The organism is Variovorax boronicumulans, assembly GCF_019352895.1.
Classification (GTDB): domain Bacteria; phylum Pseudomonadota; class Gammaproteobacteria; order Burkholderiales; family Burkholderiaceae_C; genus Variovorax; species Variovorax boronicumulans_A.
Genome location: NZ_JAAAFX010000004.1, coordinates 1,871,218 through 1,897,504 on the forward strand (window position 1 = coordinate 1,871,218; position 26,287 = coordinate 1,897,504).

Genomic DNA, 26,287 nt, shown 5'->3' on the forward strand with positions numbered 1-26,287 from the left:
TCAGTCGTGGGACACCGCGGAACCGGCTTCGCCGGGCCGCTGGTGTCGCCCCCTGGAGGGGGAGGCGGCTACACGAAGTGAGCCGCGTCGGGGGGTGGCCTACACAGGAAGGTCGCCGGCGGCCTTGCCGAGCCACTTCTTCGACATGGCGTCGAGGGTGCCGTCCTTCTTCGCGGCCGCGATGATCTCGTTGACCCTGGCCTTGAGCGCGGTCTCGTTCTTGGCGATGCCCACGAAGCAGGGGCTGTCCTTGAGCAGCAGCTTGAACTCGGCGCTGACCTTGGGGTTCTTGGCCAGCATGTCGCCCGCCACCGCGGCGCTGGTGGCGAGGGTCTGGGTCTGGCCGGCCACGAAGGCGGCGATGGTCGCGTTGTTGTCCTCGAAGCGGCGGTAGTCGACGTTGGGCGGCGCCACCTTGTTGAGCTCCTGGTCCTCCATCGCGCCGCGCGTCACGGCCACGGTCTTGCCGGCCATGTCGGCGAAGCTCGCGAGCTTCATGCTCTTGGCCGCGTACACGGCCTGGAAGAAGGGCGCATAGGCGGAGGAGAAGTCGATCACCTTCTCGCGCTCGGCGTTCTTGCCCAAGGTCGAGATCACCAGGTCGGCCTTCTTTGTCTGCAGGTAGGGGATGCGGTTGGCGCTGGTCACGGGCACCAGCTCGACCTTCACGCCCAGCTTGGACGCGATGAGCTGCGCCATCTCGACGTCGAGGCCGATCGGCGTCATGGTGCGGTCGACCGAGCCGTAGGGCGGGTAGTCGGTGGGCACCGCGACCTTGAGCGTCTTCGACTTGAGGATGTTGTCCAGCGCGGCCTGGGCCTGCGCGGCACCGGCGGCGAACAGGGCGGAGGAAGCCAGCGCGAGCAGGGCGACGCGGCGCGTCGAGAGGGTGGCGGAGAGGAAGGACTTCACAGCAGGGCTCCTAGGTAGGTCGATGAATCGTCGGGAGAGGAAGAAGGGGGCGCCGACTTGCGCGTCGCCTTCGTCTTGCGGGGACTTGTATGCAAGACGTGTGCCTTGTTCTTGTCGTTCAGTTCGCCGCCCCGAACCGGTGCGAGCGCATCGCGCAGGTGCGCCAGCGGGTCGCTGCGGGCCTGCAGGCGCAGGGCCGACTGCACCGTTCCGATGTGTTCGGCCATCAAGGCCTCGGCCTGTGCCGCGTCGCCCCGCGCCAGTGCATCGACGATGCGCACGTGGTCGCCGCACGATTGCGCGGCATCGTGCGTGGATTGGTAGAGCATCGCGATCAGGGTGGTGCGCGCGGTGAAGTCGCGCAGCGTGTCGGCCAGCAGGCTGTTGCCCAGGCATTCGGCCAGGCAGACGTGGAAGTCGCCCAGGAGGAAGCTGCGCGTGCCCACGTCGGTGCCCTGCACGGCGGCCTGCTCGCGCTGCAGGTGCAGCTTGAGCCGGCGCAGCGCGGGTTTCTCGATGCGGCCGGCGCTGCGGATCAGGCCGACCTCGATCACGCGGCGGGCCTCGAAGGCCTCGCGCGCCTCGTCCTCGGAGGGCTCGATGACAAACCAGCCGCGGCGCGAGGACACGGTCACGATGCCGCGGGCGGCCAGGCGCGTGAGCGCCTCCCGCACGATGGTGCGGCTGCAGTCGAAGAGCATCGCGAGCTGCTGCTCGCCCAGGCGCGAACCTGGTGCGAGCTTGCCCGCCATCACCGCTTCGACGATGCGGGCACTGATTTCGGAGGCGGAGATGGACATGGCAAAGGCATCAGCAGGTTCCGTGCCTGCTGGTATGCAAGCGCTGTGCGCACGGCCGTCGCAGCACCTTCGCGCCGGGAGCGCCGGCTTCGCAGGCAGAATCCACCGCAAAACAAAGACTGCACCAGCCCAGAACACCGCGAGGAGACCTTCAGATGAGCGCTCAAGAGTTGCCGGTTCACGGCGGCCCGGAGGCCGCCGCCCTGCTGAGGCCGGTGGCGGACGCGCTCGACGGGCTGGGGGTCGCGGTCTGCCTGTTCGACGAGGGCGACACCGTGCTGCTCTGGAACCGCAGCTTCCTGCGCTTCTTTCCCCAGCATGCGGGCCATGTCCAGGTCGGCGAGCCCTATGCCGCCAATCTGCGCCGCTTCTACGAAGGGCGGCTCGACGCCCGCGAGATGCCGGCCATCGAGCGCTACATCGCCGAAGGCCTGGCGCGGCACCATGCGCAGCAACGCCCCTTCGTCTTCGAGCACGAGGGCCGCTCGCTGTGCGTCGCGTCGCTGCCCTTGCCCGGCGTGGGGCGGATCCGGCTCTGGAAGGAGCAGGAGACGGCCGAGCGCGGCGGCGAGGTGATCTCGGCCTTCGGCAGCCTCTCGGGCGGGCCCGAGTTCGACGGCACGGTGCTGTTCGACCACGTGGCCGACGGCGTCATGGTGACCGGCAGCGACGACCGCATCCTCTGGGTCAACGAGCCCTTCGTCGCGATGTACGGCCTGCCGCACCGGCGCGCCGCGCACGGGCTGCGCTTCGAGCAGGCCTATCGCCAGGCCTGGGCCGAGCACCGCGGCGACGAGCGGGCGCTGTTCGACGAGGGCATCGCCATCCTCGAGGAGAACATGCGCTTTGCCGGCGCCCCCTTCGAGCTGCCGCTGCCAGGTGCCCGCTGGAGCCGCGTGATCGCGCAGCGCAGCCCGGACGGCAAGGGCTTCCACGCGCATGTCGACATCACGATGCTCAAGCGCCAGCAGCAACTGCTGCGGGCCGCCGAGCGGCGCGCGCGCGCGAGCGAGGCGCTGCTGCGCCAGAAGTCGGCGGTGTTGGAGGCCACGCTCGAGCGCATGGAGCAGGGCATCATGATGGTGAATGCCGAGCGGGTGGTCGAGGTGTGCAACCGGCGCGCCATGCAGCTGCTCGATCTGCCCGAGGCCCTGATGGCCTCGCGCCCCAGCTTCCAGCAGGTGCTGGACCACCAGATGGCCAAAGGCGAGTTCTCCAGCACGCCCGCGGACGTGATGGACTTCATCCGTTCCGGCGGCATCCTCGACACCGTGCAGCGCTACGAGCGGCAACGCCCCGACGGCAGCGTGATCGAGATCTTCAGCGTGCCGATCGAGGGCGGCGGCGTGGTCCGGACCTACACCGACATCACCGAGCGGCGCCGCAGCGAAGAGCGCATCCGCCACCTGGCGCGCCATGACGGCCTGACCTCGCTGGTCAACCGCGAGGTGTTCCTCGAGCACCTGCGCACGGCGAGCACTGCGGCCGCGCAGGGCGGCGAGGCCTTCGCGGTGCACTACATCGACATCGACCATTTCAAGCCGATCAACGACCGCTTCGGCCATGCCGTGGGCGACCAGGTGCTGATCGCGGTGGCCCAGCGGATGCGGCAGGTGAGCGGCCCGGGCGAGGTGCTGGCCCGGCTCGGCGGCGACGAGTTCGCGGTGCTGCAGCACCAGGTGCGCGATGCCGCCCCTGCGCGGCGCCTGGCCGAGCGCATCCTGTCGGCGCTGGCCGAGCCGTTGCGGGTCGAGGGCCACGCCCTGACCGTGGCGGCCTCGATCGGCATCGCCCTCTACCCGCACGCCGGGCGCGACCCGGACCTGCTGCTGCGCCATGCCGACAGCGCCATGTATGCCGCCAAGGCGCAGGGCGTGGCGGGCGTCCGGGTCTTCGGCGAATGCCTGAACGGCGCCGACCCGGACCCTGCCGCGTGGATCAGCCCTTGAGCACGGCCTTGAGCGTGACTTCGGGCACGCCGGTCAGGGCCTTCGACAGCGGGCAACCTGCCTTGGCGGCCGCCGCGATGGCCTGGAACTTCGCCTCGTCGAGGCCGGGCACGGTGGCGTCGAGTTCCAGCGCGATGCGGTCGATCTTGAAGCCCGCGCCATCCTTGGCCAGCCGCACCGCCGCGCGCGTGTCGATGGTCGTCGCGGCCAGGCCTTCGGCTTCGAGCGCGAAGGCGAAGGCCATGGTGAAGCAGGCCGCATGCGCCGCGCCCACGATCTCCTCGGGATTGGTGCCCTTGCGGTCGTCGCCGAAGCGGCTCGCGAAGCCGTAGGGGTAGTCCTTGAGGGCGCCGGTCTCGGTGCTGACCTGGCCCTGGCCGGTCTTGCCGGCGCCTTCCCAGTGAACGCTTGCCTTCTTGTCTGCTGCCATGGGAGTTCCTCGGGTGGTGAATGAAGAATCCCTTTTAGAACCCTGGGCCGCGGCCGTCTGTCGGCGCGCAGGCCATCGTCGCGCGCTTTTCCGGAACGAAGTCGCTGCCGATGCGTCGCACAGGTGACCCGCGTCGGGGCTTCCCCGATGCAAACGCGACGCGCCGCGTCGTAGGCTCTTGCCCTCAAATGGGAGACTTCATGGACCGTCCGCATCACAAGTTCTGGCCGCAGCGCCTTCCCCACGCCATCACCGTGCCCGCCACCTCGCTGTGGCACAACCTCGCCGTCTCGGCCGCGCGCTATCCCGACAAGGCGGCGCTGGTCTTCTTCGGCCGCGAGCTCAGCTACCGCGAACTGGTGGACCAGGCCGAGCGCCTGGCGGGCACCCTGCACGCGCTGGGTGTGCGGCGCGGCGACCGCGTGGTGCTCGACATGCAGAACTGCCCGCAACTCGTGATCGCGCATTTCGCGATCCTGCGCGCCAATGCGGTGGTGGTGCCGGTCAACCCGATGAACCGGGCCGAGGAGCTCAAGCACTACATCACCGACCCCGACGCCAAGGTGGCGATCACCACCGGCGACCTGGCGCCCGAACTGGCCAAGGCCAGCGACGCGCTCGAGCCCGCGCAGCGCCTGGCGCATCTCATCGTCACGCAGTTCACCGACGCCTTCGATGCCGATGTCAGCGGCGACGAGGCCCCCGCGCCGGCCTGGCGCGACTGGCTGCTGGCGCGCCATCCGCTGCCCGCGCTGGCCGGCGGCAGCGCGATGCACTGGCAGGACGCGCTCGAAGCGGGCCATCCGGTGCCTGAACACGTGGTCGGCGCCAACGACATGGCGCTGCTGCCCTACACCAGCGGCACCACCGGCCTGCCCAAGGGCTGTGTGCACCACCATTCGAGCCTGATGCACAACGCGGTCGCCAGCCAGCTCTGGGGCTCGGTGTCGGGAGAGGCGACGGTGCTGGCCGTGATCCCGATGTTTCACATCACGGGCGTGGTGAGCATGCTGCACACCGCCATCTTCTCGGGTGGCACGCTGGTCATCATGCCGCGCTGGGACCGTGAGGTGGCGGGCCGGCTGATCTCGTTGCGCAAGATCACCAGCTGGACCAACATCCCGACCATGGTCATCGACCTGATGGGCAGTCCCAACTTCGCGAGCTTCGACCTGCGAAGCCTGAACTACATCGGCGGCGGCGGCGCGGCGATGCCGCAGGCGGTGGCGCAGCGACTGTTCGAGCAGTACGGGCTCAAGTACCAGGAGGGCTACGGCCTGACGGAGACCGCGGCGCCCTCGCACGCTCAGCCGGCCGACAACCCCAAGCAGCAGTGCCTGGGCATCCCCTTCATGAGCAGCGATTCGCGCGTGGTCGACCCGGACACCTTCAAGGAACTGCCGGTCGGCGAGTCCGGCGAGATCATCACCTGCGGCCCCGAGGTGTTCCAGGGCTACTGGAAGCGGCCCGACGCGACGGCCGCGGCCTTCATCGAGTTCGAGGGCAAGCGCTACTTCCGCACGGGCGACATGGGCCGGGTCGACGAGGACGGCTACTTCTTCATCACCGACCGGCTCAAGCGGATGATCAACGCCAGCGGCTTCAAGGTCTGGCCGGCCGAGGTCGAACTGCTGATGTTCAAGCATCCGGCGATCCAGGAAGCCTGCGTGATCGCCATGAAGGACGCCTACCGCGGCGAGTCGGTCAAGGCCGTGGTGGTGCTGCGCGCCACCCACAAGGACACGACCGAGCAGCAGATCATCGACTGGTGCCGCGAGAACATGGCGGTCTACAAGATCCCGCGCCGGGTGGAATTCGTCGACGCGCTGCCCAAGAGCGGCGCGGGCAAGGTCATGTGGCGGCTGCTGCAGGAGAAGGAGCCGGCCGCGGCGACCTGATCGCCTGGCTTGGCTGCGCCTGTTTCCACTCGCGCGGCGACAGCCCGCACTGCGCCTTGAAGGCGCGTGACAGCGCGGCCTCGCTGCCGTAGCCGACCTCGCCGGCGATCAGCTTGAGCGATCGCCCCTGGCGCAACGCCTGCTGCGCCAGGCCCACGCGCCAGCGCTGCAGGTAGGCGCCCGGCGTGCACCCCACCGTGTCCCGGAACTGCGTGGCGAACACGCTGCGCGACATGCCGGCGCGCTCGGCCAGCGTGTCGAGCGTCCACTCGCGGTCGGCCCCTTCGTGCATCGCCACGATCGCGTTGCGCAGCCGCGCGTGCGACAGCCCCGACAGCATGCCGGCGCGCGTCTCGCCCTTTTCCATCAGGTGCCGCAGCACCTGGATCAGCACCACTTCGAACAGGCGGTCGAGCAGGGCCCGCCGGCCGCAGCGCTGTTCGAAGGCCTCCTCGAACAGCAGCGTCAGGACCTGCTGCGCGCCGCCGATCTCGGCCAGCGGCACGCACACGAAGGGCGGCAGCGCGGCGCAGATCGGGTTGTTCGCACCGCCCTCGAACGCCAGTTGCGCGCAGACGAAATCGGCCCCGCGCGTGGGGTCGGTGAGGAAGCGGTGCGCCATCGGCTGCGGATAGAGCAGCAGGCTGGGCTGCGTGATGCGCAGCACCTCCGCGCCGCCATGGCTCACGCCGACCTCGCCGCTGCGCACCAGGTGCAGATGGCCGCAGCTTCCCCGGTCCGAGAGGTCGCTGATGCCGCACAGCGCGCCGGTCTGGAAGACGTTCGCCGTCACGCTGAAGTGCGCGAGCAGTGCCTCGAGTCGATCGACCATGAATACTCCAAGTCAAGTTATCAGGACGTTTTATCACCAATCGTTTTTCGAGGCGCCTAAAGTTGCTGCTGTCGCTTCAACACACCCCCGTCAAAGGAAAACGCCATGAAAACCATCCCCCGTCTTGCCGTCCTCGCCGCCGTGGCCCTCGCATGCGGCGCCGCGCTGGCGGCCGAGCCGACGCCGGCACGCCCCGTGGCGGGCGTTGTGCAGAGCACCAGCTACATCACCACGAAGGACGGCGTCCAGCTCTACTACAAGGACTGGGGCCCGCGCAGCGGGCCTGTCGTGACCTTCAGCCACGGCTGGCCGCTGGACTCGGACAGCTGGGAGTCGCAGATGCTGTTCCTGGCCTCGAAAGGCTACCGCGTCGTCGCGCACGACCGCCGCGGCCATGGCCGCTCGAGCCAGCCCTGGGACGGCAACGACATGGACCACTACGCCGATGACCTGGCCGCGGTGATCGACGGGCTCCAGCTCAAGGACGTCACGCTGGTGGGCTTCTCCACCGGCGGCGGCGAGGTGGCGCGCTACATCGGCCGCCACGGCACGGCCAAGGTGAAGAAGGCGGTGCTCGTGAGTTCGGTGCCGCCGCTGATGCTGAAGACCGCGGCCAACCCGGGCGGCCTGCCGATCGAGGTGTTCGACGGCCTGCGCCAGGCTTCGCTGGCCGACCGTTCGCAGCTGTACCTGGACATCGCCTCGGGCCCGTTCTTCGGCTTCAACCGGCCCGGTGCCAAGCCCTCGCAAGGCGCGATCCAGTCCTTCCGGGCGCAGGGCATGCTGGGCGGCCACAAGAACACCTACGACTCGATCGCGGCCTTCTCGGCCACCGACTTCACCGAGGACCTCAAGCGCTTCGACGTGCCCACCCTGGTGATCCACGGCGACGACGACCAGATCGTGCCGATCGACGCCGCGGGCCGTGCCTCGGCCCGGCTGATCAAGAACGCCAAGCTGATCGTCTACGAAGGCGCGCCGCACGGGTTGACCGACACCCACAAGGACCGCCTCAACAACGACCTGCTGAACTTCCTCCAGCAGTAAGGCCCGCCGCGCCGCCGGCCGGTGGCGCCTCTCTTTTTTTGTTAACCCAAGGAATATCCATCATGAAGACCACCCAAGTTCTAGGCGCCATCGTTCTTTCCATCCTGGGCGTCGCCACCGGCGCACAGGCGGAGAGCTACCCGGGCGTGCAGCGCATCGACGCGGTCCGTTCGCGTGCCGACGTCGCTGTCGATGCGCGCGCCGCAGCCCGCGTGCCGGTGTTCGGCGAAGCCTCGGTGGCGCAGACCCGCGCCGTGGCGGTGAACCAGGCCGACCGTGGCGCCGTGCGCAGCGGCGCCGTGGCCGCGAGCCGGGCCGGCAACCTCTATGGCGACGCGGCCTCGGCCGGCGTGTTGAGCCTGGGGCAGGGCGCCATCCCACGCGATACGGTGCGTGCGCAGGCGCGGCAGGCCGCGCGCGACGGCAACGCCACGCTCTGAAGCAAGCGCGCGGCGGTCGGGCTACGACTCGCCCTTGCCCGCCACGTCCACGTCGGCCACCACGCGCGCATAGCGCCGGAAGCTCCAGTAGGCGCTGGCCCAGTCCATCAGCACGACCAGGCGGTTGCGGAAACCGATCAGGAAGTAGACGTGCGCGAACAGCCAGAACAGCCAGGCGAGCTTGCCGCTGAAGCGCAGCGGGCCGAAGGGCGTCCCGAGGTCGACCACGGCCGAGTTGCGGCCGATGGTTGCGAGGTTGCCGTAGTCGCGGTAGCGGAAGGCCTCGGTCGGCTCGCCGGCCAGCCGGTGCAGCACGTTGGCCGCGGCGGTGCGGCCCATCTGCTTGGCGCCGGGCGAGACGCCGGGCACGGGCTTCGGGTCCTTGCCCGGTGCGTGGCTCATGGCGGCCGCGAGGTCACCGACCACGCTGATCTCCGGATGGCCTGCCAGGCTCAGGTCGGGCTCGACGCGGATGCGGCCCGCGCGGTCGACCTCGGCGCCGACCGCCGTCGCCAGCAGCCGGCCCAGCGGCGAGGCCGCCACGCCCGCGGCCCAGACCACGCAGTGGGTGTCGATGCGCTCGGTGGCGCCTTCGGCGCCTACGGCGATGTCGAGGCCGGTGGCGTCGATCGAGGTGACCCGTGCGTTCAACCGCACCTTCACGCCCAACCGCTCGAGCTGCTCCCTGGCCTTCTGGCTCAGGCCCTCGGGCATGGCCTGCAGCACCCGCGGCCCGCCCTCGATCAGCAGCACCTCGGCGCTGGCCGGGTCGATGCGGCGGAACTCGCCGGCCAGCGTGTGGCGCGCGATCTCGGCCAGCGTGCCGGCCATCTCGACACCGGTCGGGCCGGCGCCGATGACGGCGAAGGTCAGCAGCGCGCGCTGGCGCACCGGGTCGCTTTCCTTCTCCGCCGCCTCGAAGGACATCAGCACATGGCGCCGGATCTCGAAGGCATCGGCCAGTGTCTTGAGGCCCGGCGCGAAGCGGGCCCAGTGGTCGTTGCCGAAGTAGCTGTGGGTGGCACCGGCCGCGACGATCAGGTGGTCGTAGCCGATGCGCTGGCCGTCGCGCAGTTGCACGCTGCGCTCGGCGGGCCGGATGTCGATCACCTCGCCCAGCAGGGTGGTGATGCTCGGCTGCCCGCGGAACAGCAGGCGGGTCGGCGCCGCGATCGAGGGCGCTGCCAGGCCGGCGGTGGCGACCTGGTAGAGCAGGGGCTGGAACAGGTGGTGGTTGGTTTTTTCGATCACCGTCACGTCGACCGCTTCGCGCTGCAACCGGCGCGCGGCCTCGAGTCCGCCGAAACCACAGCCGACGATGAGGACATGGGGGCGGCGCGCAGGGGCAATGGAATTCATGCAGGCATTATGGGCAACGGAAAGCTGCTGTTACGTCGGGTCGCACGAGCGCGTGCTTGTCCTACGGACGCACGTCACCGTCATCGACTACAACGCCCGATGCGATATCTGGAGTTCTTCCCATGAAGCTTTCCCGGCCGAGCACGCAGGCGCCCGACGCCCTGCGTGAGATCTTCCGTTCGGTGCGAACCGCCAGCCTCGACCTGGCGGCCCCCTTGTCCGCAGAGGACCAGTGCATCCAGTCGATGCCCGACGCCAGCCCGACCAAATGGCACCTGGCCCACACCACCTGGTTCTTCGAGACGGTGCTGCTGCAGCCGCAGGCGAGCGGCTACCGGCCCTTCGACCCGCGCTTCCAGTATCTGTTCAATTCCTACTACGAAGCCCTGGGGCCGCGGCACCCGCGCCCACAGCGCGGCCTGCTCACGCGGCCCTCGGTCGACGAGGTCCATGCCTACCGGGCGCATGTCGATGCCGGTGTCGAGCGGCTGCTCGACACGGTCGATGCGGCGGCCTGGGACACGGTGGCGTCGGTCCTCACGCTGGGCCTGCACCACGAGCAGCAGCACCAGGAGCTGCTGCTCACCGACATCCTGCATGCGCTGTCCTGCAACCCCTTGTTGCCGGCCTACCGTGCCGCGGGCGGTCCGGCCCTGCGCCTGGCCACCGTCGCACCCGAGATGCATTGGCGCGCCCAGCCCGGCGGCCACCTCGAGATCGGGCACGAGGGCCAGGACTTCGCCTTCGACAACGAGACGCCGCGCCACCGCGTGCTGCTGCGGCCCTACGCCATTGCCGACCGGCTGGTGAACTGCGGCGACTACGCGCAGTTCATCGCCGACGGCGGCTACCAGCGGCCCGAGCTGTGGCTGTCCGATGGCTGGGCTGCAGTGCAGTCGCAGGGTTGGCGCGCGCCGGCCTATTGGCTCGCGCCCGACGATCCACGGCTGGGCCTGGCCGGCGGCGCGCCCGCGGCCGTGGGCTGGCAGATCTTCGGCCTGCACGGCGTGCGGCCCCTGGCGCACGAGGCGCCGGTGTCGCAGCTGAGTTTCTACGAGGCCGCCGCTTATGCCGAATGGGCCGGCGCGCGCCTGCCCACCGAGTTCGAGTGGGAGGCTGCCTGCGCCGACGCCGGCATGAACGAGATGACCGGCCATGTCTGGCAATGGACGCGCTCTTCCTACGACCCTTACCCGGGCTTTCGCCCGCTGCCCGGCGTGGCGGCCGAATACAACGGCAAGTTCATGGTCGGCCAACTGGTGCTGCGCGGCGGCAGCGTGGCGACGCCGGCGGGCCATACGCGGCCCAGCTACCGCAATTTCTTCCCGCCGGCCGCGCGCTGGCAGTTCTCGGGCCTGCGGCTCGCAAAGGATCTCTGATGCGCAATCCCGCTTCGCTTCCCGTCGATGTGCCGCGCAGCCCGTCCCCCGGCCCTGCGCCCTTGTCCGAATTCGGCCGCGAGATGCAGGCCGGCCTGTCGCGCCGCGCGCGCAGCGTGTCGCCCAAGTTCTTCTACGACGTCGAGGGTTCGGCGCTGTTCGACCGCATCTGCGACCTGCCGGAGTACTACCCGACGCGCACCGAGCTGGGCATCCTGACCGACCGCGCGGCCGAGATCGCACAGCAGATCGGGCCGAACGCCGAGATCATCGAATTCGGTGCCGGCTCGCTGACCAAGGTGCGCCTGCTGCTCGATGCGCTGGAGACGCCGCGGCGCTACCTGCCCATCGACATCTCGGGCGAGCACCTCGAAGCCGCGGCCGAGCGCCTGCGCGCGGACTACCCGCAGCTCGTGGTGCAGCCCGTGGCGGCCGACTACACGATGCCGCTGGTGCTGCCTGCGCCGGGCGAAGGGGCAGGGCGGCGCGTGGGCTTCTTCCCGGGGTCGACCCTGGGGAACTTCACGCCGGACGAGGCGCTGAGCTTCCTGCAGCTGGCGGCCCGGTTGCTGCGCGGTGGCGGCCTGCTGCTGGGCGTGGACCTGGTCAAGGACCCGGCGCTTCTGCACGCGGCCTACAACGATGCGCAAGGCGTGACGGCGGCCTTCAACCTGAACCTGCTGCGGCGCGCGAATGCCGAGCTGGGCGCCGACTTCGACCTCGAGGCCTTCGGTCATGCGGCCTTTTACAACGCGCCCTTGCAGCGGATCGAGATGCATCTCGTCAGCCGGTGTGCGCAGAGCGTTGTGTTGAACGGTGAGACCTTCGAGTTTGCTGAAGGGGAGACCTTGCATACCGAGCATTCGCACAAGTTCACGGTGGAAGGGTTGCGTGCCCTGGCTGTGCGGGCGGGGTTTCGGCCGGTGGCGGTTTGGACGGATCCGGAGAGGTTGTTCAGCGTGCATTGGCTTGCTGCCTAGCTAGGGGTAGGGGCGAGACCCGGCCCCAGCCTCCGCAAAGGCTGAGCCGTCGAAAAGGGTTGATCCGTCGAACAAGCAAGACCCCGGCGCCACAGCGTCACAATATCAACCGCCCCGTACGCAGCGCAACGGCCAGCGCCCGCAACCCCTCCCATAGAGACCAAGACCATGAAAGCAACCTGGAACGGCGTCACCATCGCCGAGAGCGACGACACCGTGCTCGTCGAAGGCAACCACTATTTCCCGATGAGCGCGCTCAATCGCGACTACGTGACCTTCAGCAACCACAAGACCACCTGCCCCTGGAAGGGCTCGGCGAGCTATCTTTCGCTGCTGGTCAATGGCGAACTGCATGCCGATGCCGCCTGGTACTACGCCGATCCCAAGCCCGAAGCCGAAGAGATCAAGGACCGTGTCGCCTTCTGGAAGGGCGTGAAGGTCGAAGCATGAAGACGACGACGGTGCGCAGCAGCGCGGAGACCGTTCGGTGAGCGCCGCCAGTTTCCGCCCCCTCGCCACCCCGCCCGCCGAACTCGCCACCGCCCTGCGCACGCAGGGCTATGGAGTGCTGAGCCCTGAAGGCGTGGCCGAATGGCTGGGCCTGCCATTGTCGGCACTCGATGCACTGCAGGCCGACTGGAACGCGTTGCCGCCCGACGAGTACCTCAAGGACGGCGGCCGCTACCGTCAGCGGCGTCATGCCTGCTTCGCGGTGGAGGGCCGGTCGCTGACCCCGGTGCCGCACCGCGCCCACTGGCAGCCAGTCGAATACAACGCGCTGCATGGCGGCATGCAGCGCTGGTTCGCGCCTATGGTGGCCGAGACCGTCGAGAGCCCGACCTGGCAGCGACTGATGCTGCGCATCGCCGCTGCCGCGAGCGACCTGCGCGGTGCGCAGCGCTGGTTCGTCGAGGCGCACCAGTTCCGCATCGACACCGCCGACGGCATCGGCCGGCCCACGCCCGAAGGTGCGCACCGCGACGGTGTCGACCTGGTGGCCGTGATGCTGGTCGGGCGCGAGGGCATCAAGGGCGGCGAGACCCGCGTGTTCGAGGCCGACGGCCGGCGCGGCGAACGCTTCACCATGACCGAGCCCTGGACCCTGCTGCTGCTCGACGACGCGCGTGTGATCCACGAATCGACGCCGATCCAGCCGCTGGCCGAAGGCGAGGGCGGGCATCGCGACACGCTGGTCGTGACCTGCCGCGCGGGCGCCTTCCAGGGCGACTGAGCGCGACACGGGCAGGGCGCGGCCGGTCGCCGCGCCCGTCCTACAAGCCCGACCACCGCACTCGGGTTAAATTGCAACCCCGGCTCCGCGCGAGCCAAGAACGCAGCGAGGGCATGCCATGTTCAATCACATCCTGGTTCCGATCGACGGTTCCGAAACATCGATGTACGCGGTCAGCAAGGCCAGCGGACTGGCGCTCGCCTTCGGCAGTCGCATCACGCTGATCCATGTGATCGACAACTACCCCTTCATCGGCGTCGGCGCGGACTATGCGCTGGGCCAGAACGAATACCTGGCCGCCGCCACTTCCAGTGCCAATGCGGCGCTGGCCCGCGGCGTGGCCGCGCTCGCGGCCGAAGGCCTGCACAGCGACCAGCGCGTGATCGACGGCCATGTGGTGCACGAAGGCATCGTCGACACCGCCAACGCCCTGGGCGTCGACCTGATCGTGATGGGCTCGCACGGCCGCACCGGCATCGAGAAGCTGCTGCTGGGCAGCGTGACGCAGCGCGTGCTGCAGGATTCGCGCGTGCCGGTGCTGGTGGTCAAGGGCACCTGACCACCAGGCCCGGGCCGTCAAAAAGGCGCCGGGCTCTCGAAACGCAGCGCCTGCCCGTCCACCGGGTGGCGAAACTGCAGCACGCTGGCGTGCAGCATCAGCCGTGAGGCGCGGGCCTGCACCGCCGCGTCGGCATACAACGCATCCCCCAGGATCGGATGGCCGATCGACGCCAGGTGCACGCGCAGCTGGTGCGTGCGGCCGGTGCGGGGCTCGAGCAGCAGCCGGCTGGCACCCAGCGCAGGCAGCGCTTCCAGCACCCTCCACCGCGTGACGCTGGGCTTGCCTTCGGGGTCGATCTTCTGCAACGGGCGCCGCGGCCAGTCGGCCATCAGCGGGGCGTCGATCACCGACCAGTGCGGGTCCTCGGCCAGCACGCCGTCGACGACGGCCTCGTAGCGCTTCCAGACCGCCTGCTCGGCAAACGCATCGCTCAACGCGCGCTGCACGGCCGGGCTGCGCGCCATCAGCACCAGGCCGCTGGTCGCCATGTCGAGCCGGTGCACCACCAGCGCCTCGGGCCAGCGCGCCTGGACGCGTGCGCTCAGGCAGTCCTGCTTGTCCTCGCCGCGGCCGGGCACGCACAGCAGGCCCGACGGCTTGTCGAGCACCAGCAGGTGCGGGTCTTCATGGACCGGCGTCAGATCGGAGGGCAGGTTGAGCGGCAGCGAAGGTTTCATGGGCTGGGCTATTCTCGAACGAATGTCCGCCACCGCTCCCGCCGCTGATTCAGCCTCCGATCCCGCGATTTCCCCGACCTTTTCCGACCTGACGCGCGAGCGGCCCTTCATGCGGCTGTGGGTGGCACGGCTGTTCGGCACCGCCGCCAGCCAGATGCTGCTGGTCGCGATCGGCTGGCACATGTACGACCTGACCGGCAGCGCCTGGGACCTGGGGCTGGTCGGCCTCTACCAGTTCGTGCCCGCGCTGGTGCTGGCGCTCTATGCCGGCCATGTGGTCGATCGCCACCACCGGGGCCGCATCGTCGCGGCCTGTTTCGCGCTGCAGGGCCTGGTCGGCGCATCGCTGCTGGGCGCGCACCTGTGGCACCACGATTCACGCGCGCTGCTGCTGGGCCTGTCGGTGGTGCTGGGGGCGGTGCGCGCCTTCCAGATGCCGGCCCAGCAGGCGCTCACGCCGATGCTGGTGCCGCCGCTGATGCTGCCGCGCGCCATGGCCTTCAGCTCGGCCGGCATGCAGGGCGCGATCATCGGCGGCCCGGCGCTGGGCGGCCTGCTGTTCGCGGCCGGCACCGGCGTGGTCTACGGCGCGAGCGTGCTGCTGTTTGCGGTCGGCTGCGTGCTGGTGGCGCGTTTGCGCTATGTACAGCCGGTGCGGGTGCGCGAACCGGTCACGCTGGCCACCGTGTTCGCGGGTGTCGACTTTATCTGGCGCCGCAAGCCGGTGCTGGGCGCGATCTCGCTCGACCTGTTCGCCGTGCTGCTGGGCGGCGCGGTGGCGCTGCTGCCGATCTACGCCAAGGACATCCTGCACACGGGGCCCTGGGGCATGGGCCTGCTGCGCAGCGCGCCCGCGGTCGGCGCCTTGCTGACCTCGATCGTGCTCACGCGCCGGCCGATCGAGCGCCACATCGGCCGCACGCTGCTGATCGCCGTGGCCGCGTTCGGCCTGTGCATGGTGGTGTTCGGCCTGTCGCGCAGCTTCACCCTCTCGCTGATCGCGCTGGCGATCTCCGGCGGTGCCGACATGGTGAATGTGGTGATCCGCCAGACGCTGGTGCAGCTGGAGACGCCCGACGACATGCGCGGGCGCGTGAGCGCCGTGAGCTCGATCTTCATCGGCGCGAGCAACCAGCTGGGCGAGTTCGAATCGGGCGCCACGGCCGCGCTGCTCGGGCCGGTGGGCTCGGTGGTGCTGGGCGGGGCCGGCACGATGGTGGTGGCGCTGGCCTGGTTCCGGCTGTTCCCGTCGCTGGCGAAGCGGGACCGGATGGTGGCCGCACCCGTGCCCTGATCTTCGGGCAACGGTGAGGTCGCGGTGGCCAGAAGCGCAGGCCGGCACAGGCCGATGAGGCGGCACACGGGGCAGGTTTGATCTGTTTGAGCTGAAGGCGTAAAATCTCATCAATCAGATCAAAGGAGCCGACGCCATGGCCAAAGCCGCATCCGCCACGCTGCAGGGCGATCTGCTCTCCGTGGAACCCTACCGCGACGCCTCGGGCCGGCGCACGCCGGGCCGGACCTTCCTGCTCGAGGTCAAGGACGCCGCCAGTTCCAGCATGTTGCTGGCCTCGCTGTCGATGCTCGATCGGCTGCTGGTCGAGAAGATGACGACGGTGCGCGAGCGCCAGATGGCGGAGGTCGTCGACTTCATGGCCGAGCGCATGCTGGTGCCCAGCGGGGTCGAGCTCGACATGGCCCGGCGGCTCGCGACCCGCCACGCGCGGGTGCTCAACGAGTTCGGCCACTTCACGGCCGAGCAGCTCGCGGATGCCAACGGCTCCCAGGCCGGCAACCGCTCCGCGCTGGCCGACAACTGGCGCAAGCGCCGGCAGGTGTTCACGGTGCCGCATCCGGACAAGACGGCGCGCGAGCGCGATGTCTACCCGGCCTTCCAGTTCGAGGCGCACAAGCCGATCAAGGCGGTGCACGAGGTGCTCGAGGCCTTCGGCGCGCACAAGGCGGGCTGGAAGCTGGCGCTGTGGTTCACCTCGAACAACGGCGGCCTGCCCGGCAGCGCGCGGCCGGTCGACCTGCTGGGCACCAATCCGCAGGCCGTGGTCGCCGCGGCGAAGCGCGACGCCGAGGAGAGCGCGGCTTGAGCTGCCGCGCGCCGGTCGCACCGCTGGCGCCCCTGTTCGAGGACTGGCCCGCGGGCGAGGTGATCCACGTCATCCACGACACGGCTTTCGCGCCCGAGAGCTTCAACCCGGGCGCCGACGCCGCCGGGGTGCCGCGCAAGCCGACGCGCTTCGCACCGATCCGCGACAGCAGGGGCAAGCGGGTGCCCTACCTGTATGGCGGGGCGACGCTGGACTGCGCCATCTTCGAGACCGTGTTCCACGACGTGCCCGTCGATGCGCCCGACAAGTATGTCGACCTCGACTTCTTCGCGGCGCGTGGGCACGGCGAGCTGGTACCGGACCGGGCGCTGCGGCTGGTGGACCTCACGAGCGAAGGGCTGCACCGCCTGAAGGTGCCGAAGGACGAACTCATCGCCAGCCCCTCGCGTGACTACCTCGCCACGGCCGCCTGGGCGCAGGCGCTGCACCACCAGTTCGCGGACATCGATGGATTGGTGTGGATGTCGCGCCAGCGGGACCGCGACCGTTCGGTGATGCTGTTCGGCGACCGCGTCAAGGGCGTGTTGGCGGGCACGCGCATCGGCGGGCCGCTCGCGCGCAACGATGCTTTGCGTCAGGCGATCCTGGCCGCGGGCCTGCGCGCGGGCATCGACGCCTCCTGAACCGCGCAGGCGGTCAGGCGTCGCCGAACACCGAGAAGGCCTGCGGCACCTCGAGCGTCACGTCCGACAGCGGCTGCGCCACGCAGGGCAGGATCCAGCCTTCGGTCTTTTCCTCGGCGCTCAGGCCGGGCCAGTCGATGGTGTGACGCACCTGGCCTTCGCGCAGCAGGCAGATGCAGGTGCGGCAGGTGCCGTTGCGGCAGGAACTGGGCAGCTCGATGCCGGCGGCATCGGCGGCGCGCAGCAAGGTCTGCTCGGGCGCCGTGTCGAAGGCGAAGCCGCCGGGCGCGATGCGCACTTTCATGGAATTCAGCGCGGCGCCGCGCCTTGCTGCTGCCGGCGCTGGTCGCGCAGCATGAACAGGTACAGGCTCTCGACCTTCTCGCGCGCCCAGGGGGTCTTGCGCAGGAACTTGAGGCTGGAGGAGACGCTGGGGTCGCTCTCGAAGCAGCGCAGCGGAATGCGCTCGTTCAGGCCGGGCCACCCGTATTCCGCCTGCAGCGCCAGCACGATGGCCTCGAGCGTGAGGCCGTGCAAGGGGTTGCGCGGCTGGGCTGCCGGCGCCGGCGGTACGGCGTCGTCGCTCACTTGTTCTTGAGCTTGCCGCGCGGGATGACCGCGGTGGTCACGGTGCGGATGGGCTCGCTGGTGGCCGAGGAGATCGGCTTCGGTGGCGAGGTGTCTTTCTTGGGCTTCTTGGCTTCTTTGTTGGCGCGTTGCTGACCTTTGGCCATGGTGGACTCTCCGAGATGAATGGTGGATATGGCGGGGAGTTTAGCGGCGCGGCGACAATAGGCGGTTCCATCGAAGAACTCTGCATTCATGTCCCACTACGAAGTCCGCCCCGCCACGATGCGCGATGCCAAAGCCATCGCCGAAGTCCACGCTGCCGCCGCCAAGGTCGCCTACACGGACATCCTGCCCGAAGACGAGTTGCGCGCGCTCGCGCCAGCCACCCGCGAAGCCAAATGGCGCGAAGCCATCGAGTTCGCCGAGCCGCAGGTGCAGGTCGCGGTGCTGGGCGACCAGGTCGTCGGCTTCGTCGGCTACGACCGCTCGCGCGACCCCAAGACGCCGTCGACCACCGGTGAGATCTGGGCCATCTACGTGCTGCCCGAACACTGGGACAAGGGCGTCGGCGTCGCGCTGTGGGACGCCGCCCGTGAAGGCCTCGAGGAAGAGGGCTGCACCGTCGTCACCATCTGGGTGCCGCTGCGCAACGAGCGCGCCATGCGCTTCCATGAACTGGCCGGCTTCAAGCGCGAGATGAAGACCGCCAAGACCACCGCGCTCGGCACGGTGAAGATCGAAGAAATCCGCCTCAAGCGCTCGGTCGCCTGATGCATCCCCTGTCCGCCCCCGGCTTGCCGGACGGGCGCGACAGCGCGTAGGCCGGCGACGTCTTTTCGCGGGCCCGCCGCGGCGGCAGGCTAAGCTCCGGCGCTTCATCCGCTCCGTCCCTCCGCCATGGCCGCCAGTCTCTTCCTGCTGCTCGACGATATCGCCACGGTGCTCGACGACGTGGCCCTGCTCACCAAGGTGGCGGCCAAGAAGACGGCCGGCGTGCTGGGCGATGACCTGGCGCTCAACGCGCAGCAGGTGGCCGGCGTCAAGGCCGACCGCGAACTGCCCGTGGTGTGGGCCGTGTGCAAGGGCTCCTTCGTCAACAAGGCGATCCTGGTGCCGGCCGCGCTGCTCATCGGCAGCTTCCTGCCCTGGGCCATCACGCCGCTGCTGATGATCGGCGGCGCCTTCCTGTGCTTCGAGGGCGTCGAGAAGCTGGCCCACAAGTTCCTGCACAAGGACGACCATGCCGACGAGGCTGCAAGCCCCGCGCAGGGCACGGCCGATCCCGCGGTCGACGTGGCGGCGGCCGAGAAGGCCAAGGTCAAGGGCGCGATCCGCACCGACTTCATCCTGTCGGCCGAGATCATCGTGATCACGCTGGGCACGGTGGCGGGCCAGCCCTTCGGCACCCAACTCAGCGTGCTGGTCGGCATAGCGCTGCTGATGACCGTCGGCGTCTACGGCCTGGTCGCGGGCATCGTCAAGCTCGACGACGCGGGCCTCTACCTGAGCCGGCGCGCGGGCGCGGCCTCGCAGGCGCTGGGCCGCGGCATCCTGGCCTTCGCGCCCTGGCTCATGCGCGCGCTGTCGGTGGCCGGCACGGCCGCGATGTTCCTGGTCGGGGGCGGCATCCTGGTGCACGGCGTGCCCGCGCTCGGCCATGCGGTCGAGGCCTGGGCTGCCGCCCACGGGACCCTGGGCACGGTCGGCGGCATGCTGGCCAACGCGGGCGTCGGCATCGTCATCGGCGCGCTGGTGCTGGCGGTGGTCGAGGGCGCGAAGAAGGTCTTCGCGCGACGCTGAAAAGGCTCAGCCGCCGCGACCCTTGGCGCGTTGCACCAGCGCGACCACGGTGAGCGCCGCACCCAGCACGACGGCGAACCAGCCGACCACGACGGCCCCGGCGATCATGTCGCGCGTGCCCGAGGGCGGAAGAAAATAGGGAGCGACGATCACGGCCACGCCGATCAGCAGGCAGAGGATGCCGCGTTCGACCATGCGGGGTTGACGGGAGGGTTTGGAAGCCATGGGGCGAGTGTAGGCGGCGCTCGGCCGCCCACGCCGCCGCTCCGTTTCAACGGGTCTGCTTCGGCAGTTGCAGCAGGTCCTCGAGCACCAGGCCCTTTTCCTTCAGGATGGCTTCCAGCAGCGGCTGCAGCTTGCCCAGGCTTTCCTGCACTGCTTCGCGCACCGTGTCGACCACCACCTGCGTGCCGCGCTCGATCTCGATGTTGAGGCGGTCGCCGGCCTGCTTCTGCTCGAACACCGTCATACGGCGCGTTTCGGGGATCAGCCACACCTCGAACCAGCCCTCCGCGCGGTTCACCTCGGCCACCGTCAGGCTGGCGCCGTTGATCGCGATGTAGCCCTTGGCGAAGACGTACTTGCGGAAGTCGCTCGGGATGGCGACACGCATCACGCGGTTGGTGTCGGAGCTGCGCACCGCTTCGATGGCCGCGGAGAAATCGATGTGGCCCGACAGCGGGTGCCCGCCGATCTCGGCGCCGTCCTTGGCGGCCCGCTCGACGTTGACGACGGCGCCGACCGCGTACGCGCTCAGGGTCGTCACGTTGAGGCTCTGGAGGATCACGTCGAAGGAGGCCGTGTCGGTCGACAGCAGCGCGGTCACCGTGAGGCAGACCCCGTCGACCGAGACGCTGGCGCCGATGGCCAGGTCGGTGCAGAAGCCGGGCGGAAAGGCCAGCGTGAAGGTGCGCATGCCCTCGTGATCGAGGATGTGCGTGAGGGTGGCGGTGCCTTGGATGATGCCGGTGAACATGGGTCTCGCTGCAGGTCAAAGGCTACAGCGTAGCCGCGCGCGCGGCATGGCTTCGTGCGGCGCCGATTTCCCCTTGTTCGGCAGGCGAGAATCAACGCCATGACACGAGCCGATACGCCCCTGATCCGACCCCTTGCGCGGCTGATGCTGGCCCTCTCGACCGCGCTGGCCTGTGCCGGCGCCGCGGCCCAGTCGGATCCCGCGCAGTACCCGGCGGCCGCGACGGGTTTCCTCGACGAGGAGCTTCCGAAGATGGCGACCGCGGTGGCCGAGCGCGACCGCGACTACTTCGAGGCGGCCATGGGCCGCATCGTCGCGTTCTCCGAGGACTGGGGTTTCAAGTCGCACGCCAATCCGGCGCTGGCCGGCTACCGGATGTGCACCGACGCGGTGTCCGACTTCGTGATCGTCGGGCTCTGCAAGCTGATGCCCAACGGCAGCGAATGCGAGCCCGGGCTGGCGCCGCGCTTCGAGGCCAACCGGCAGCAGTGCCGGCAGGCCGCGCGCCGCTGAACCTCAGGCCTTCTGCAGACCTTGCAGGCTCTGCAGCATGACCGCGCGGGCCTGGCCCAGCACCATGCCCTTCCACTCGTCGTTGTCGCAGTAGAAGGCGTCGCGCACGTCGCGCCGGATCGCGCGCTGCTGCGCTTCGGGCGCCTCGGGATGGCGGCGCAGCCAGGTGTCGGCGCGCAGGCGGTCCAGCACCTCCAGGTCGGGCAGGGTGCCGAACTCCAGGCCCATCAGCGCGGTGTTGGCCTGCGGGCATTCGTCGTAGACGATCGAGACCACCGGGCCGGTCACGTCGGCCGAGGCCGAGGTGCCGTCGAAGGGCGCGAACACGTCCGCGCCCCACCAGGCCAGGGCCCGCGGCAGGCCGGCCGGACGGCCCGGGTAGATCTTCTCGCCGTGGCCGTAGGGGCCCAGGCCGGTGTGCACGTCGATCCAGGCGATGTGCCCGGCCGCGGCGCCGTGCTTGCGCAGGATCGCGCGCATGGTGCGGTTGCTCCACGAGGGGCCGGTGCCGCCGTAGAACACGCCGTCGGGCGAGGTGTACTGGCCGGTGGTCACGGCGGCGCGGTAGGCGCGGATGCCGTGCTTCTCGATGTAGGCCGCGACGGCGGCTTCGTCGGCGGCGGTCGGCGGCCATTGGGCCGGCAGGATCAGCGGCTCGACCTCGGCATAGGCCGCGTTCACCGGCAGCGGCTGCGTGAAGTCGATGTGGTTGCGGTTGAGGTCGATGTTGTCCTCGTTGGTGCGGTGCAGGTGCGAGAAGCCGTGCGGGTTCACCGCATGCACCAGCAGCAGCGCCACGCCGGCGCGTTCCAACCGGCCCAGCAGGTCGGTGTCGTGCAGCATCGCGACCTGGCAGCCCGAGCCGCAGAAGCCCTCGGGGCCGTGCGTGCCGGAGCTCACCAGCAGCAGCTTTTCGGCGCCGGGCTGGCCGATGTAGGCGGTATCGGTGGACAAGGTTTCGCCCAGGGCGCCGGTGTGGCCCTCCAGCGGGAAGGATTCGACGCTCGCCTGGCGTTCGGCCGCGGCCTCGAGGAACTTGCGGCGTGCCTCGACATAGGTGCCGGAGAAGTGGCGGGTGGCTTGGGTGCTGTGCATGGATTTTTCCTTGTCGCGGGAAGAGGAAGGGGGCGGGGCGTGGGGCTCAGCCGGCGTTGCCAGGCTTGTCGATGTCGCGGCCGGTGTGGTCCTTGAGGCTGTACAGGCCGATCAGCGAGACCAGCGTCATGGCGAGCAAATACCAGGCCGGCGCCAGCTTGTTGCCGGTGGCGTTGACCAGCCAGGTGCTGATGAAGGGGGAGAAGCCGCCGAACAGCGCCACGCCCACGCTGTAGACCAGCGACATGCCGCTGGCGCGCACGTGCTTGGGGAACATCTCGGGCAGCATGGTGATGCCGGGCACGCTCTGGATCACCAGCGTGATGCTCAGCAGCCCGACCACGGTGAACAGCACGGCCGGCGTGGGCGAGGCGTTGAGCCAGTAGAAGCCGGGGTAGATCATCACGGCCAGCGCAATGCGGCTCCAGAGGATCAGCGGCTTGCGCCCGACCTTGTCGGCCCACAGGCCCACGAAGGGCGCGCAGGCGAAGGACAGCAGCCCGGTGATCGCCGCGCCGAACAGCGCCACCGGCGGCGCCATGCCGAGCTCGCGGATCGCATAGGTCGGCATGTAGAAGCTCACGACGTAGGCGGCCGCGGTGCCGCCGACCATGGTCAGGATGGCGTTGAGCACCTTGCGGCCGTGCAGGCGGCAGACTTCGCTGATGCTGCTCTCGCGCCGGGTGCCGGCGGGCGGCGGCGGCGCGATCTCCAGCGACTCTTCCAGGTGGCGGCGGATGTACATGCCGACCGGCGCGATCGCCAGGCCGATCACGAAGGGCACGCGCCAGCCCCAGCTTTCCATCGCCTGCGGCGTGAGCGTGTACGACAGCAGGCCCACCACCACCGCGCCCAGCAGGATGCCCAGGCCCTGGCTCGCGAACTGCCAGCTCGCCATGTAGCCGCGGTTCTGCGGCGTGGCGTGCTCGACCAGCAGCGTGGTGGAGGCGCCGACTTCACCGCCGGCCGAGAAGCCCTGGATCAGCCGGGCCAGCACGATCAGCAGCGGCGCGGCCACGCCGATCTGGGCGTAGGTGGGCGCGGCGGCGATCAGCAGGCAGCCCAGCGCCATCAGGAAGATGGTCAGCGTCATGGCCTTCTTGCGCCCGGCGCGGTCGGCATAGGCGCCGATCACGATGCCGCCCAGCGGCCGCATGATGAAGCCGACGCCGAAGCTGGCCACCGTCAGCAGCAGCTGGCCGTAGGAGTTGAAGGTCGGGAAGAAGAGCTTGCCGATGGTCAGGGCCAGGAAGCCGTAGACCGTGAAGTCGAAGAATTCGAGGGCGTTGCCGATGGTGGTGGCGACGATCGTCTTGCGACGGCCGGGCCGGGTGTGCGTGGGCGAGGAAGACATTTGACTCCGTGTGTTGTTGGGCGCGGATGCTAGAGAGCACGGGCGCTCATGAAAAGACAATAATCGGGGCGACACGATAACTTTTCGTTGTCATTGCCGGACATCTCCCCCTTGAAACCCAACCAGCTTCATGCCTTCGTGGCCGTGATCGAGCAGATGAGCATTCGCGGCGCGGCCCGCGTGCTGGGCCTGTCGCAGCCCGCCGTGACCAAGATCGTGCGCGAGCTCGAGCGCGAGGTCGGCGCGCCGCTGGTCGAGCGCAGCGTGAAGGGCGTGCGGCTCACGCAGTTCGGCGAGGCCTTCGCGCCGCGGGCCCGGCTGCTGCTGGCCGACATGCGCCGCGCGCGCGACGAGATCGCGCAGATCCGCGACGGCGCGACCGGCACGGTGTCGGTGGCAGTCAGCACCTCCTTCGCGCTGACCGTGCTGCCCGCGGCCTTCAAGACCTTTCACGCGCAACTGCCGGCGGTCGAGGTGCGCTTCAGCGAGGCGGTGCTGCCCTCGATGCTCGACGGCCTGCGCGACGGCCGGCTCGACTTTGCGGTGGCGCACGTGGTGCCGGGCACGCTCGACCCGCAGTTCGAGAGCTTCGAGCTCTTCGCGGTGCGGCTTTTCGTCGGCGTGCGAAAACGCCATCCGCTGCGCCATGCGCGCACGCTCAAGGCGCTGCACGACGCCGAATGGGTGCTGCCGGGCGATGGCGATGTGGGCCGCAATTCGGTGCTGCCCTTGTTCACCCCGCATGGGCTGGAGGCGCCGCGGCGCGTGATCCAGGGCCAGTCGGTGACCGTCGCGCTGGCGCTGGTCGGGCACATGGACCTGGTGGGCCTGTTCGTCGAACCGCTGGCGCAACTGGCCTTCTCGCAGCACGGCATCTGCCGCATCGAGGTCGAGGACGCACTGCCCACGCTGCGCGTCTGCGTGCTGCAGCGCCGCGGCCGGGCCCAGACACCCGCCGCCCAGTGCTTCGTGGAATGCATCGCACAGGCTGCGGCGGCGCTCGACCTGCGGCCCTCCGAAGCCGCCTGAACCGGCCGTGCGGCCTCAGGGCGTCGCGAGCTGGTAGCTCAGCTGCACGCTCAGGCGCAGCTTGCGCTCGGGGTTGTCCACGGCCGGGTCGCCGGTCGGCTTGGCCACCGCGAGGTCGAGGTTGTAGTGCTTCGCATCGGTCAGCCGCACGCCGAGCGCCACCGAGCGCAGGCTCCGGGGCACGGGCTGCCCGAGCTTCGTCGACACGTGCGCGGCCTCGAGCAGCAGGTAGGGCTCGACTTGCCGCAGCCAGACCATGTCGAGCGGGAAGGCACGGTTGAGCTCGGCCGACAGCCCCCAGCCCGAATCGCCCGCGCCGTCGCCCGCCGCATAGCCGCGGCCGAAGCGTGCGCCGCCGTAGGCGATGCGCTCCGAGGCCGCCAGCGAATCCGGGCTGTACTGGGCGCCCAGGCCGAAGGCCGTGCCCCAGCGGTTGGCGAAGCGGTCGCGCTGGCTCGCATCGAGCGTGAGCCGCGTGAAGTCGAGCTGGCTGCTGCCGGGGCCCGACAGGCCGGGTACGTTGCTGCGCAGTTCGGTCGAGGCGCCCAGGCCGTCGATGCCGCGGGCCAGCAGCAGGCTGGCGCTGCGGCTGCGATCGGGCTGCGCGTCGGCGTAGGCCAGCTGGGCGAACAGGGCGCGCACACGGGTCCGGTCGACCAGCGTGGCGCCGGTGGCGCTCACGCGGTAGTCGTCGGTGTTGTCGACGCCGTAGAAGCCGCCGTTGAGCGTGAGGCTGCTGCGCGCGTCGAGCATCAGCGGATAGCTGGCCGACAGCTCGACGCGGCGGTTGGTGTTGTAGCGTTCGAGCGGCGCGCCCTCCTGCGCCCGCTTGTCGGGGTAGCCGTTGTAGGCGGTGGCCTGGGCCTTGAGCGTCAGGCCGTCGGTGCCCACCAGCTGGCTGTAGCCCAGCGTGAGCAGCTTCTCGCGCCGCAGGTCGCCCAGCAGGGTCGAGGCATTGATCTGGCTGCCCGGCAGCAGCGGATCGTTCCACACGCCGCTCAACACGGCGCGCGAGGTCGGCTGGCGCAGGTCGGCGCCCACCGAGACGTTGTAGGGCTCGCGTCGCACCTTGAGCACCAGCGCGGTGGCGCCGTCGGTGCTGCCGGGCATCGAGGCCTCGGCACTCACGCGCAGCCCCGGCAGGCGGGCCAGCAACTGCGTGACGCGCTCGAAGGTCGCGATGCGCAGCGGCCGCTCCTGGGTCAGGCGCTCGGCCATGGCGCGCAGCTTGGGCGTGGCCGGGCCGGCATCGCCCTCGATGCGCACGCTGGCGATGTAGCCCTCGACCGCCACGATGCGCACCACGCCGCCCTCGAAGCGCTGGTCGGGCACGTAGACGAAGGACAGCGGCAGGCCGCTGTCCTTGTAGAGGGTGCTGAGTTCGCCCGCGATGGCGACCAGCTGGCCCACCGTCGTCGGGCGGCCCACCAGCGGGGTGAAGCGGCGCGCCACGTCGGCGAAGGCCAGCGCGTCGACGCCCTCGATGTCGAAGCGCGTGGGCGTGAGCGCCCGGTCGAGCGCGCTGCCGCTCGGCCCGGCCGGCGCGCGCAGCTCGACCTGCGGCGCGACGGCCGCCGGCTGCGGGATGGGCGCCGGCGCCGGCAGCTGGCTCAGCGGGTTGCCGGCCGAGGGCGTCTGCGCATGCAGCAGCGGCGCCGCACCGGCCAGCGCAAGGGCCATGCCGGCCATGGCGCTCATTCCGACAGCG

30 protein-coding genes are annotated in these 26,287 nt (G+C 69.9%); 16 read left to right on the forward strand and 14 right to left on the reverse strand.

Annotated elements, in window-relative coordinates:
- Positions 1-99 precede the first annotated feature (99 nt).
- Positions 100-912, reverse strand: a complete 813-nt coding sequence (locus K0H49_RS10195; RefSeq protein WP_219211721.1) for a transporter substrate-binding domain-containing protein — start codon at positions 910-912, stop codon at positions 100-102.
- On the reverse strand, positions 909-1,712 hold the full coding sequence (locus tag K0H49_RS10200) for a GntR family transcriptional regulator (RefSeq protein ID WP_219211723.1): 804 nt from the start codon (positions 1,710-1,712) through the stop codon (positions 909-911). Before K0H49_RS10200 ends, K0H49_RS10195 begins: the two co-directional genes overlap by 4 nt.
- A 155-nt stretch (positions 1,713-1,867) precedes the next feature.
- On the opposite strand from K0H49_RS10200, the gene K0H49_RS10205 reads away from it, so the two are divergent.
- Positions 1,868-3,661 carry a PAS-domain containing protein gene (locus tag K0H49_RS10205; protein WP_219211724.1) on the forward strand — a complete coding sequence of 598 codons (1,794 nt, stop codon included), beginning with the start codon at positions 1,868-1,870 and terminating at the stop codon, positions 3,659-3,661.
- Here K0H49_RS10205 and K0H49_RS10210 read toward each other — a convergent pair.
- The gene (locus K0H49_RS10210; protein ID WP_219211726.1) at positions 3,651-4,091 is read right to left on the reverse strand and encodes an OsmC family peroxiredoxin; all 441 of its coding nucleotides are present in this window, start codon (positions 4,089-4,091) and stop codon (positions 3,651-3,653) included. The genes K0H49_RS10205 and K0H49_RS10210 overlap by 11 nt on opposite strands.
- Positions 4,092-4,291: 200 nt before the next feature.
- Between K0H49_RS10210 and K0H49_RS10215 the strand changes: the two genes are divergently transcribed.
- The gene (locus tag K0H49_RS10215; RefSeq protein WP_219211728.1) at positions 4,292-5,989 is read left to right on the forward strand and encodes a long-chain fatty acid--CoA ligase; all 1,698 of its coding nucleotides are present in this window, start codon (positions 4,292-4,294) and stop codon (positions 5,987-5,989) included.
- On the opposite strand, the gene K0H49_RS10220 is transcribed toward K0H49_RS10215, so the two are convergent.
- Entirely contained in the window at positions 5,943-6,821 is an 879-nt protein-coding gene (locus K0H49_RS10220) for an AraC family transcriptional regulator (RefSeq protein WP_219211730.1), read from the reverse strand. The genes K0H49_RS10215 and K0H49_RS10220 overlap by 47 nt on opposite strands.
- 105 nt (positions 6,822-6,926) lie before the next feature.
- Here K0H49_RS10220 and K0H49_RS10225 point away from each other — a divergent pair, with 105 nt between their 5' ends.
- Positions 6,927-7,868 (forward strand): alpha/beta fold hydrolase, encoded by a 942-nt coding sequence (locus K0H49_RS10225; protein ID WP_219211732.1) that lies wholly within the window; start codon positions 6,927-6,929, stop codon positions 7,866-7,868.
- Positions 7,869-7,930: 62 nt separating this feature from the next.
- On the forward strand, positions 7,931-8,308 hold the full coding sequence (locus tag K0H49_RS10230; RefSeq protein WP_219211735.1) for a helicase SNF2: 378 nt from the start codon (positions 7,931-7,933) through the stop codon (positions 8,306-8,308).
- Positions 8,309-8,329: 21 nt separating this feature from the next.
- Here the strand turns inward: K0H49_RS10230 and K0H49_RS10235 are convergent, their stop codons facing one another.
- On the reverse strand, positions 8,330-9,667 hold the full coding sequence (locus K0H49_RS10235; RefSeq protein WP_219211737.1) for an NAD(P)/FAD-dependent oxidoreductase: 1,338 nt from the start codon (positions 9,665-9,667) through the stop codon (positions 8,330-8,332).
- Positions 9,668-9,789: 122 nt separating this feature from the next.
- On the opposite strand from K0H49_RS10235, the gene egtB reads away from it, so the two are divergent.
- From egtB to K0H49_RS10260, 5 genes are all read left to right on the forward strand, one after another.
- On the forward strand, positions 9,790-11,046 hold the full coding sequence (gene egtB, locus K0H49_RS10240) for an ergothioneine biosynthesis protein EgtB (RefSeq protein ID WP_219211739.1): 1,257 nt from the start codon (positions 9,790-9,792) through the stop codon (positions 11,044-11,046).
- Positions 11,046-12,026 carry an L-histidine N(alpha)-methyltransferase gene (gene egtD / locus K0H49_RS10245; RefSeq protein WP_219211741.1) on the forward strand — a complete coding sequence of 327 codons (981 nt, stop codon included), beginning with the start codon at positions 11,046-11,048 and terminating at the stop codon, positions 12,024-12,026. The genes egtB and egtD overlap by 1 nt, the downstream gene beginning before the upstream one ends.
- A 168-nt stretch (positions 12,027-12,194) precedes the next feature.
- Complete coding sequence (locus K0H49_RS10250; protein WP_219211743.1) at positions 12,195-12,476, forward strand: DUF427 domain-containing protein; 282 nt, start codon at positions 12,195-12,197, stop codon at positions 12,474-12,476.
- Between the two features lie 37 nt (positions 12,477-12,513).
- Positions 12,514-13,257 carry a 2OG-Fe dioxygenase family protein gene (locus tag K0H49_RS10255; RefSeq protein ID WP_219211746.1) on the forward strand — a complete coding sequence of 248 codons (744 nt, stop codon included), beginning with the start codon at positions 12,514-12,516 and terminating at the stop codon, positions 13,255-13,257.
- A 118-nt stretch (positions 13,258-13,375) separates the two neighbouring features.
- Complete coding sequence (locus K0H49_RS10260; protein WP_183023269.1) at positions 13,376-13,816, forward strand: universal stress protein; 441 nt, start codon at positions 13,376-13,378, stop codon at positions 13,814-13,816.
- A gap of 17 nt (positions 13,817-13,833) precedes the next feature.
- Here K0H49_RS10260 and K0H49_RS10265 read toward each other — a convergent pair whose 3' ends face one another.
- Complete coding sequence (locus K0H49_RS10265) at positions 13,834-14,496, reverse strand: RluA family pseudouridine synthase (RefSeq protein ID WP_219211748.1); 663 nt, start codon at positions 14,494-14,496, stop codon at positions 13,834-13,836.
- Between the two features lie 22 nt (positions 14,497-14,518).
- Here K0H49_RS10265 and K0H49_RS10270 point away from each other — a divergent pair, with 22 nt between their 5' ends.
- The 3 genes from K0H49_RS10270 to K0H49_RS10280 all read left to right on the forward strand — a co-directional run bounded on the left by K0H49_RS10270 (position 14,519) and on the right by K0H49_RS10280 (position 17,242).
- Positions 14,519-15,790, forward strand: a complete 1,272-nt coding sequence (locus tag K0H49_RS10270) for an MFS transporter (RefSeq protein ID WP_307886033.1) — start codon at positions 14,519-14,521, stop codon at positions 15,788-15,790.
- Between the two features lie 136 nt (positions 15,791-15,926).
- Positions 15,927-16,598 (forward strand): hypothetical protein, encoded by a 672-nt coding sequence (locus K0H49_RS10275; protein WP_219211750.1) that lies wholly within the window; start codon positions 15,927-15,929, stop codon positions 16,596-16,598.
- The gene (locus K0H49_RS10280; protein ID WP_219211752.1) at positions 16,595-17,242 is read left to right on the forward strand and encodes an RES family NAD+ phosphorylase; all 648 of its coding nucleotides are present in this window, start codon (positions 16,595-16,597) and stop codon (positions 17,240-17,242) included. The genes K0H49_RS10275 and K0H49_RS10280 overlap by 4 nt, the downstream gene beginning before the upstream one ends.
- 13 nt (positions 17,243-17,255) lie before the next feature.
- Here the strand turns inward: K0H49_RS10280 and K0H49_RS10285 are convergent, their stop codons facing one another.
- Genes K0H49_RS10285 through K0H49_RS10295 form a run of 3 tightly spaced genes read right to left on the reverse strand, consistent with a single transcriptional unit; the run spans position 17,256 to position 17,976 of the window.
- On the reverse strand, positions 17,256-17,546 hold the full coding sequence (locus K0H49_RS10285) for a 2Fe-2S iron-sulfur cluster-binding protein (RefSeq protein WP_219211754.1): 291 nt from the start codon (positions 17,544-17,546) through the stop codon (positions 17,256-17,258).
- 5 nt (positions 17,547-17,551) lie between these two features.
- A complete protein-coding gene (locus K0H49_RS10290) occupies positions 17,552-17,830 on the reverse strand; it encodes a VF530 family protein (protein ID WP_219211756.1) in 279 nt (92 codons plus the stop codon).
- The gene (locus tag K0H49_RS10295; RefSeq protein WP_219211758.1) at positions 17,827-17,976 is read right to left on the reverse strand and encodes a hypothetical protein; all 150 of its coding nucleotides are present in this window, start codon (positions 17,974-17,976) and stop codon (positions 17,827-17,829) included. The genes K0H49_RS10290 and K0H49_RS10295 overlap by 4 nt, the downstream gene beginning before the upstream one ends.
- Before the next feature lie 88 nt (positions 17,977-18,064).
- On the opposite strand from K0H49_RS10295, the gene K0H49_RS10300 reads away from it, so the two are divergent.
- Both K0H49_RS10300 and K0H49_RS10305 read left to right on the forward strand, forming a co-directional pair.
- A complete protein-coding gene (locus K0H49_RS10300; RefSeq protein WP_219211760.1) occupies positions 18,065-18,583 on the forward strand; it encodes a GNAT family N-acetyltransferase in 519 nt (172 codons plus the stop codon).
- Positions 18,584-18,709: 126 nt separating this feature from the next.
- The gene (locus K0H49_RS10305; RefSeq protein WP_219211762.1) at positions 18,710-19,612 is read left to right on the forward strand and encodes a DUF808 domain-containing protein; all 903 of its coding nucleotides are present in this window, start codon (positions 18,710-18,712) and stop codon (positions 19,610-19,612) included.
- Positions 19,613-19,618: 6 nt separating this feature from the next.
- Here K0H49_RS10305 and K0H49_RS10310 read toward each other — a convergent pair whose 3' ends face one another.
- Together K0H49_RS10310 and K0H49_RS10315 are read right to left on the reverse strand one after the other, a co-directional pair.
- Positions 19,619-19,837: a hypothetical protein gene (locus K0H49_RS10310; RefSeq protein WP_183023278.1), complete on the reverse strand. Its 219-nt coding sequence runs from the start codon at positions 19,835-19,837 to the stop codon at positions 19,619-19,621.
- 46 nt (positions 19,838-19,883) lie between these two features.
- Positions 19,884-20,588 (reverse strand): riboflavin synthase subunit alpha, encoded by a 705-nt coding sequence (locus K0H49_RS10315; protein ID WP_219211764.1) that lies wholly within the window; start codon positions 20,586-20,588, stop codon positions 19,884-19,886.
- A 99-nt stretch (positions 20,589-20,687) separates the two neighbouring features.
- Between K0H49_RS10315 and K0H49_RS10320 the strand changes: the two genes are divergently transcribed.
- Complete coding sequence (locus K0H49_RS10320; RefSeq protein WP_219211765.1) at positions 20,688-21,101, forward strand: hypothetical protein; 414 nt, start codon at positions 20,688-20,690, stop codon at positions 21,099-21,101.
- 3 nt (positions 21,102-21,104) lie between these two features.
- On the opposite strand, the gene K0H49_RS10325 is transcribed toward K0H49_RS10320, so the two are convergent.
- Together K0H49_RS10325 and K0H49_RS10330 are read right to left on the reverse strand one after the other, a co-directional pair.
- Positions 21,105-22,196: a M14 family metallopeptidase gene (locus tag K0H49_RS10325; protein WP_219211766.1), complete on the reverse strand. Its 1,092-nt coding sequence runs from the start codon at positions 22,194-22,196 to the stop codon at positions 21,105-21,107.
- A 46-nt stretch (positions 22,197-22,242) separates the two neighbouring features.
- A complete protein-coding gene (locus K0H49_RS10330; protein ID WP_219211767.1) occupies positions 22,243-23,550 on the reverse strand; it encodes an MFS transporter in 1,308 nt (435 codons plus the stop codon).
- Between the two features lie 111 nt (positions 23,551-23,661).
- On the opposite strand from K0H49_RS10330, the gene K0H49_RS10335 reads away from it, so the two are divergent.
- Positions 23,662-24,579 (forward strand): LysR substrate-binding domain-containing protein, encoded by a 918-nt coding sequence (locus tag K0H49_RS10335; protein ID WP_219211768.1) that lies wholly within the window; start codon positions 23,662-23,664, stop codon positions 24,577-24,579.
- A 15-nt stretch (positions 24,580-24,594) separates the two neighbouring features.
- Here K0H49_RS10335 and K0H49_RS10340 read toward each other — a convergent pair whose 3' ends face one another.
- Positions 24,595-26,277, reverse strand: coding sequence for a ShlB/FhaC/HecB family hemolysin secretion/activation protein (locus K0H49_RS10340; protein WP_219211769.1), 1,683 nt, complete (start codon positions 26,275-26,277; stop codon positions 24,595-24,597).
- Positions 26,278-26,287: the final 10 nt, after the last annotated feature.

Excerpts from the sequence above, each read along its gene's own strand:
- K0H49_RS10210 (WP_219211726.1), bottom strand. The coding sequence starts at position 4,091 with ATGGCAGCAGACAAGAAGGCAAGCGTTCACTGGGAAGGCGCCGGCAAG.
- K0H49_RS10215 (WP_219211728.1), top strand. The coding sequence starts at position 4,292 with ATGGACCGTCCGCATCACAAGTTCTGGCCGCAGCGCCTTCCCCACGCC.
- K0H49_RS10265 (WP_219211748.1), bottom strand. The coding sequence starts at position 14,496 with ATGAAACCTTCGCTGCCGCTCAACCTGCCCTCCGATCTGACGCCGGTC.
- K0H49_RS10270 (WP_307886033.1), top strand. The coding sequence starts at position 14,519 with ATGTCCGCCACCGCTCCCGCCGCTGATTCAGCCTCCGATCCCGCGATT.
- K0H49_RS10205 (WP_219211724.1), top strand. The coding sequence starts at position 1,868 with ATGAGCGCTCAAGAGTTGCCGGTTCACGGCGGCCCGGAGGCCGCCGCC.
- K0H49_RS10220 (WP_219211730.1), bottom strand. The coding sequence starts at position 6,821 with ATGGTCGATCGACTCGAGGCACTGCTCGCGCACTTCAGCGTGACGGCG.
- K0H49_RS10320 (WP_219211765.1), top strand. The coding sequence starts at position 20,688 with ATGACACGAGCCGATACGCCCCTGATCCGACCCCTTGCGCGGCTGATG.
- K0H49_RS10235 (WP_219211737.1), bottom strand. The coding sequence starts at position 9,667 with ATGAATTCCATTGCCCCTGCGCGCCGCCCCCATGTCCTCATCGTCGGC.
- K0H49_RS10225 (WP_219211732.1), top strand. The coding sequence starts at position 6,927 with ATGAAAACCATCCCCCGTCTTGCCGTCCTCGCCGCCGTGGCCCTCGCA.
- egtD (WP_219211741.1), top strand. The coding sequence starts at position 11,046 with ATGCGCAATCCCGCTTCGCTTCCCGTCGATGTGCCGCGCAGCCCGTCC.
- K0H49_RS10250 (WP_219211743.1), top strand. The coding sequence starts at position 12,195 with ATGAAAGCAACCTGGAACGGCGTCACCATCGCCGAGAGCGACGACACC.
- K0H49_RS10200 (WP_219211723.1), bottom strand. The coding sequence starts at position 1,712 with ATGTCCATCTCCGCCTCCGAAATCAGTGCCCGCATCGTCGAAGCGGTG.
- K0H49_RS10295 (WP_219211758.1), bottom strand. The coding sequence starts at position 17,976 with ATGGCCAAAGGTCAGCAACGCGCCAACAAAGAAGCCAAGAAGCCCAAG.
- K0H49_RS10330 (WP_219211767.1), bottom strand. The coding sequence starts at position 23,550 with ATGTCTTCCTCGCCCACGCACACCCGGCCCGGCCGTCGCAAGACGATC.
- egtB (WP_219211739.1), top strand. The coding sequence starts at position 9,790 with ATGAAGCTTTCCCGGCCGAGCACGCAGGCGCCCGACGCCCTGCGTGAG.
- K0H49_RS10315 (WP_219211764.1), bottom strand. The coding sequence starts at position 20,588 with ATGTTCACCGGCATCATCCAAGGCACCGCCACCCTCACGCACATCCTC.
- K0H49_RS10340 (WP_219211769.1), bottom strand. The coding sequence starts at position 26,277 with ATGAGCGCCATGGCCGGCATGGCCCTTGCGCTGGCCGGTGCGGCGCCG.
- K0H49_RS10230 (WP_219211735.1), top strand. The coding sequence starts at position 7,931 with ATGAAGACCACCCAAGTTCTAGGCGCCATCGTTCTTTCCATCCTGGGC.
- K0H49_RS10275 (WP_219211750.1), top strand. The coding sequence starts at position 15,927 with ATGGCCAAAGCCGCATCCGCCACGCTGCAGGGCGATCTGCTCTCCGTG.
- K0H49_RS10300 (WP_219211760.1), top strand. The coding sequence starts at position 18,065 with ATGTCCCACTACGAAGTCCGCCCCGCCACGATGCGCGATGCCAAAGCC.
- K0H49_RS10285 (WP_219211754.1), bottom strand. The coding sequence starts at position 17,546 with ATGAAAGTGCGCATCGCGCCCGGCGGCTTCGCCTTCGACACGGCGCCC.
- K0H49_RS10325 (WP_219211766.1), bottom strand. The coding sequence starts at position 22,196 with ATGCACAGCACCCAAGCCACCCGCCACTTCTCCGGCACCTATGTCGAG.
- K0H49_RS10310 (WP_183023278.1), bottom strand. The coding sequence starts at position 19,837 with ATGGCTTCCAAACCCTCCCGTCAACCCCGCATGGTCGAACGCGGCATC.
- K0H49_RS10260 (WP_183023269.1), top strand. The coding sequence starts at position 13,376 with ATGTTCAATCACATCCTGGTTCCGATCGACGGTTCCGAAACATCGATG.
- K0H49_RS10305 (WP_219211762.1), top strand. The coding sequence starts at position 18,710 with ATGGCCGCCAGTCTCTTCCTGCTGCTCGACGATATCGCCACGGTGCTC.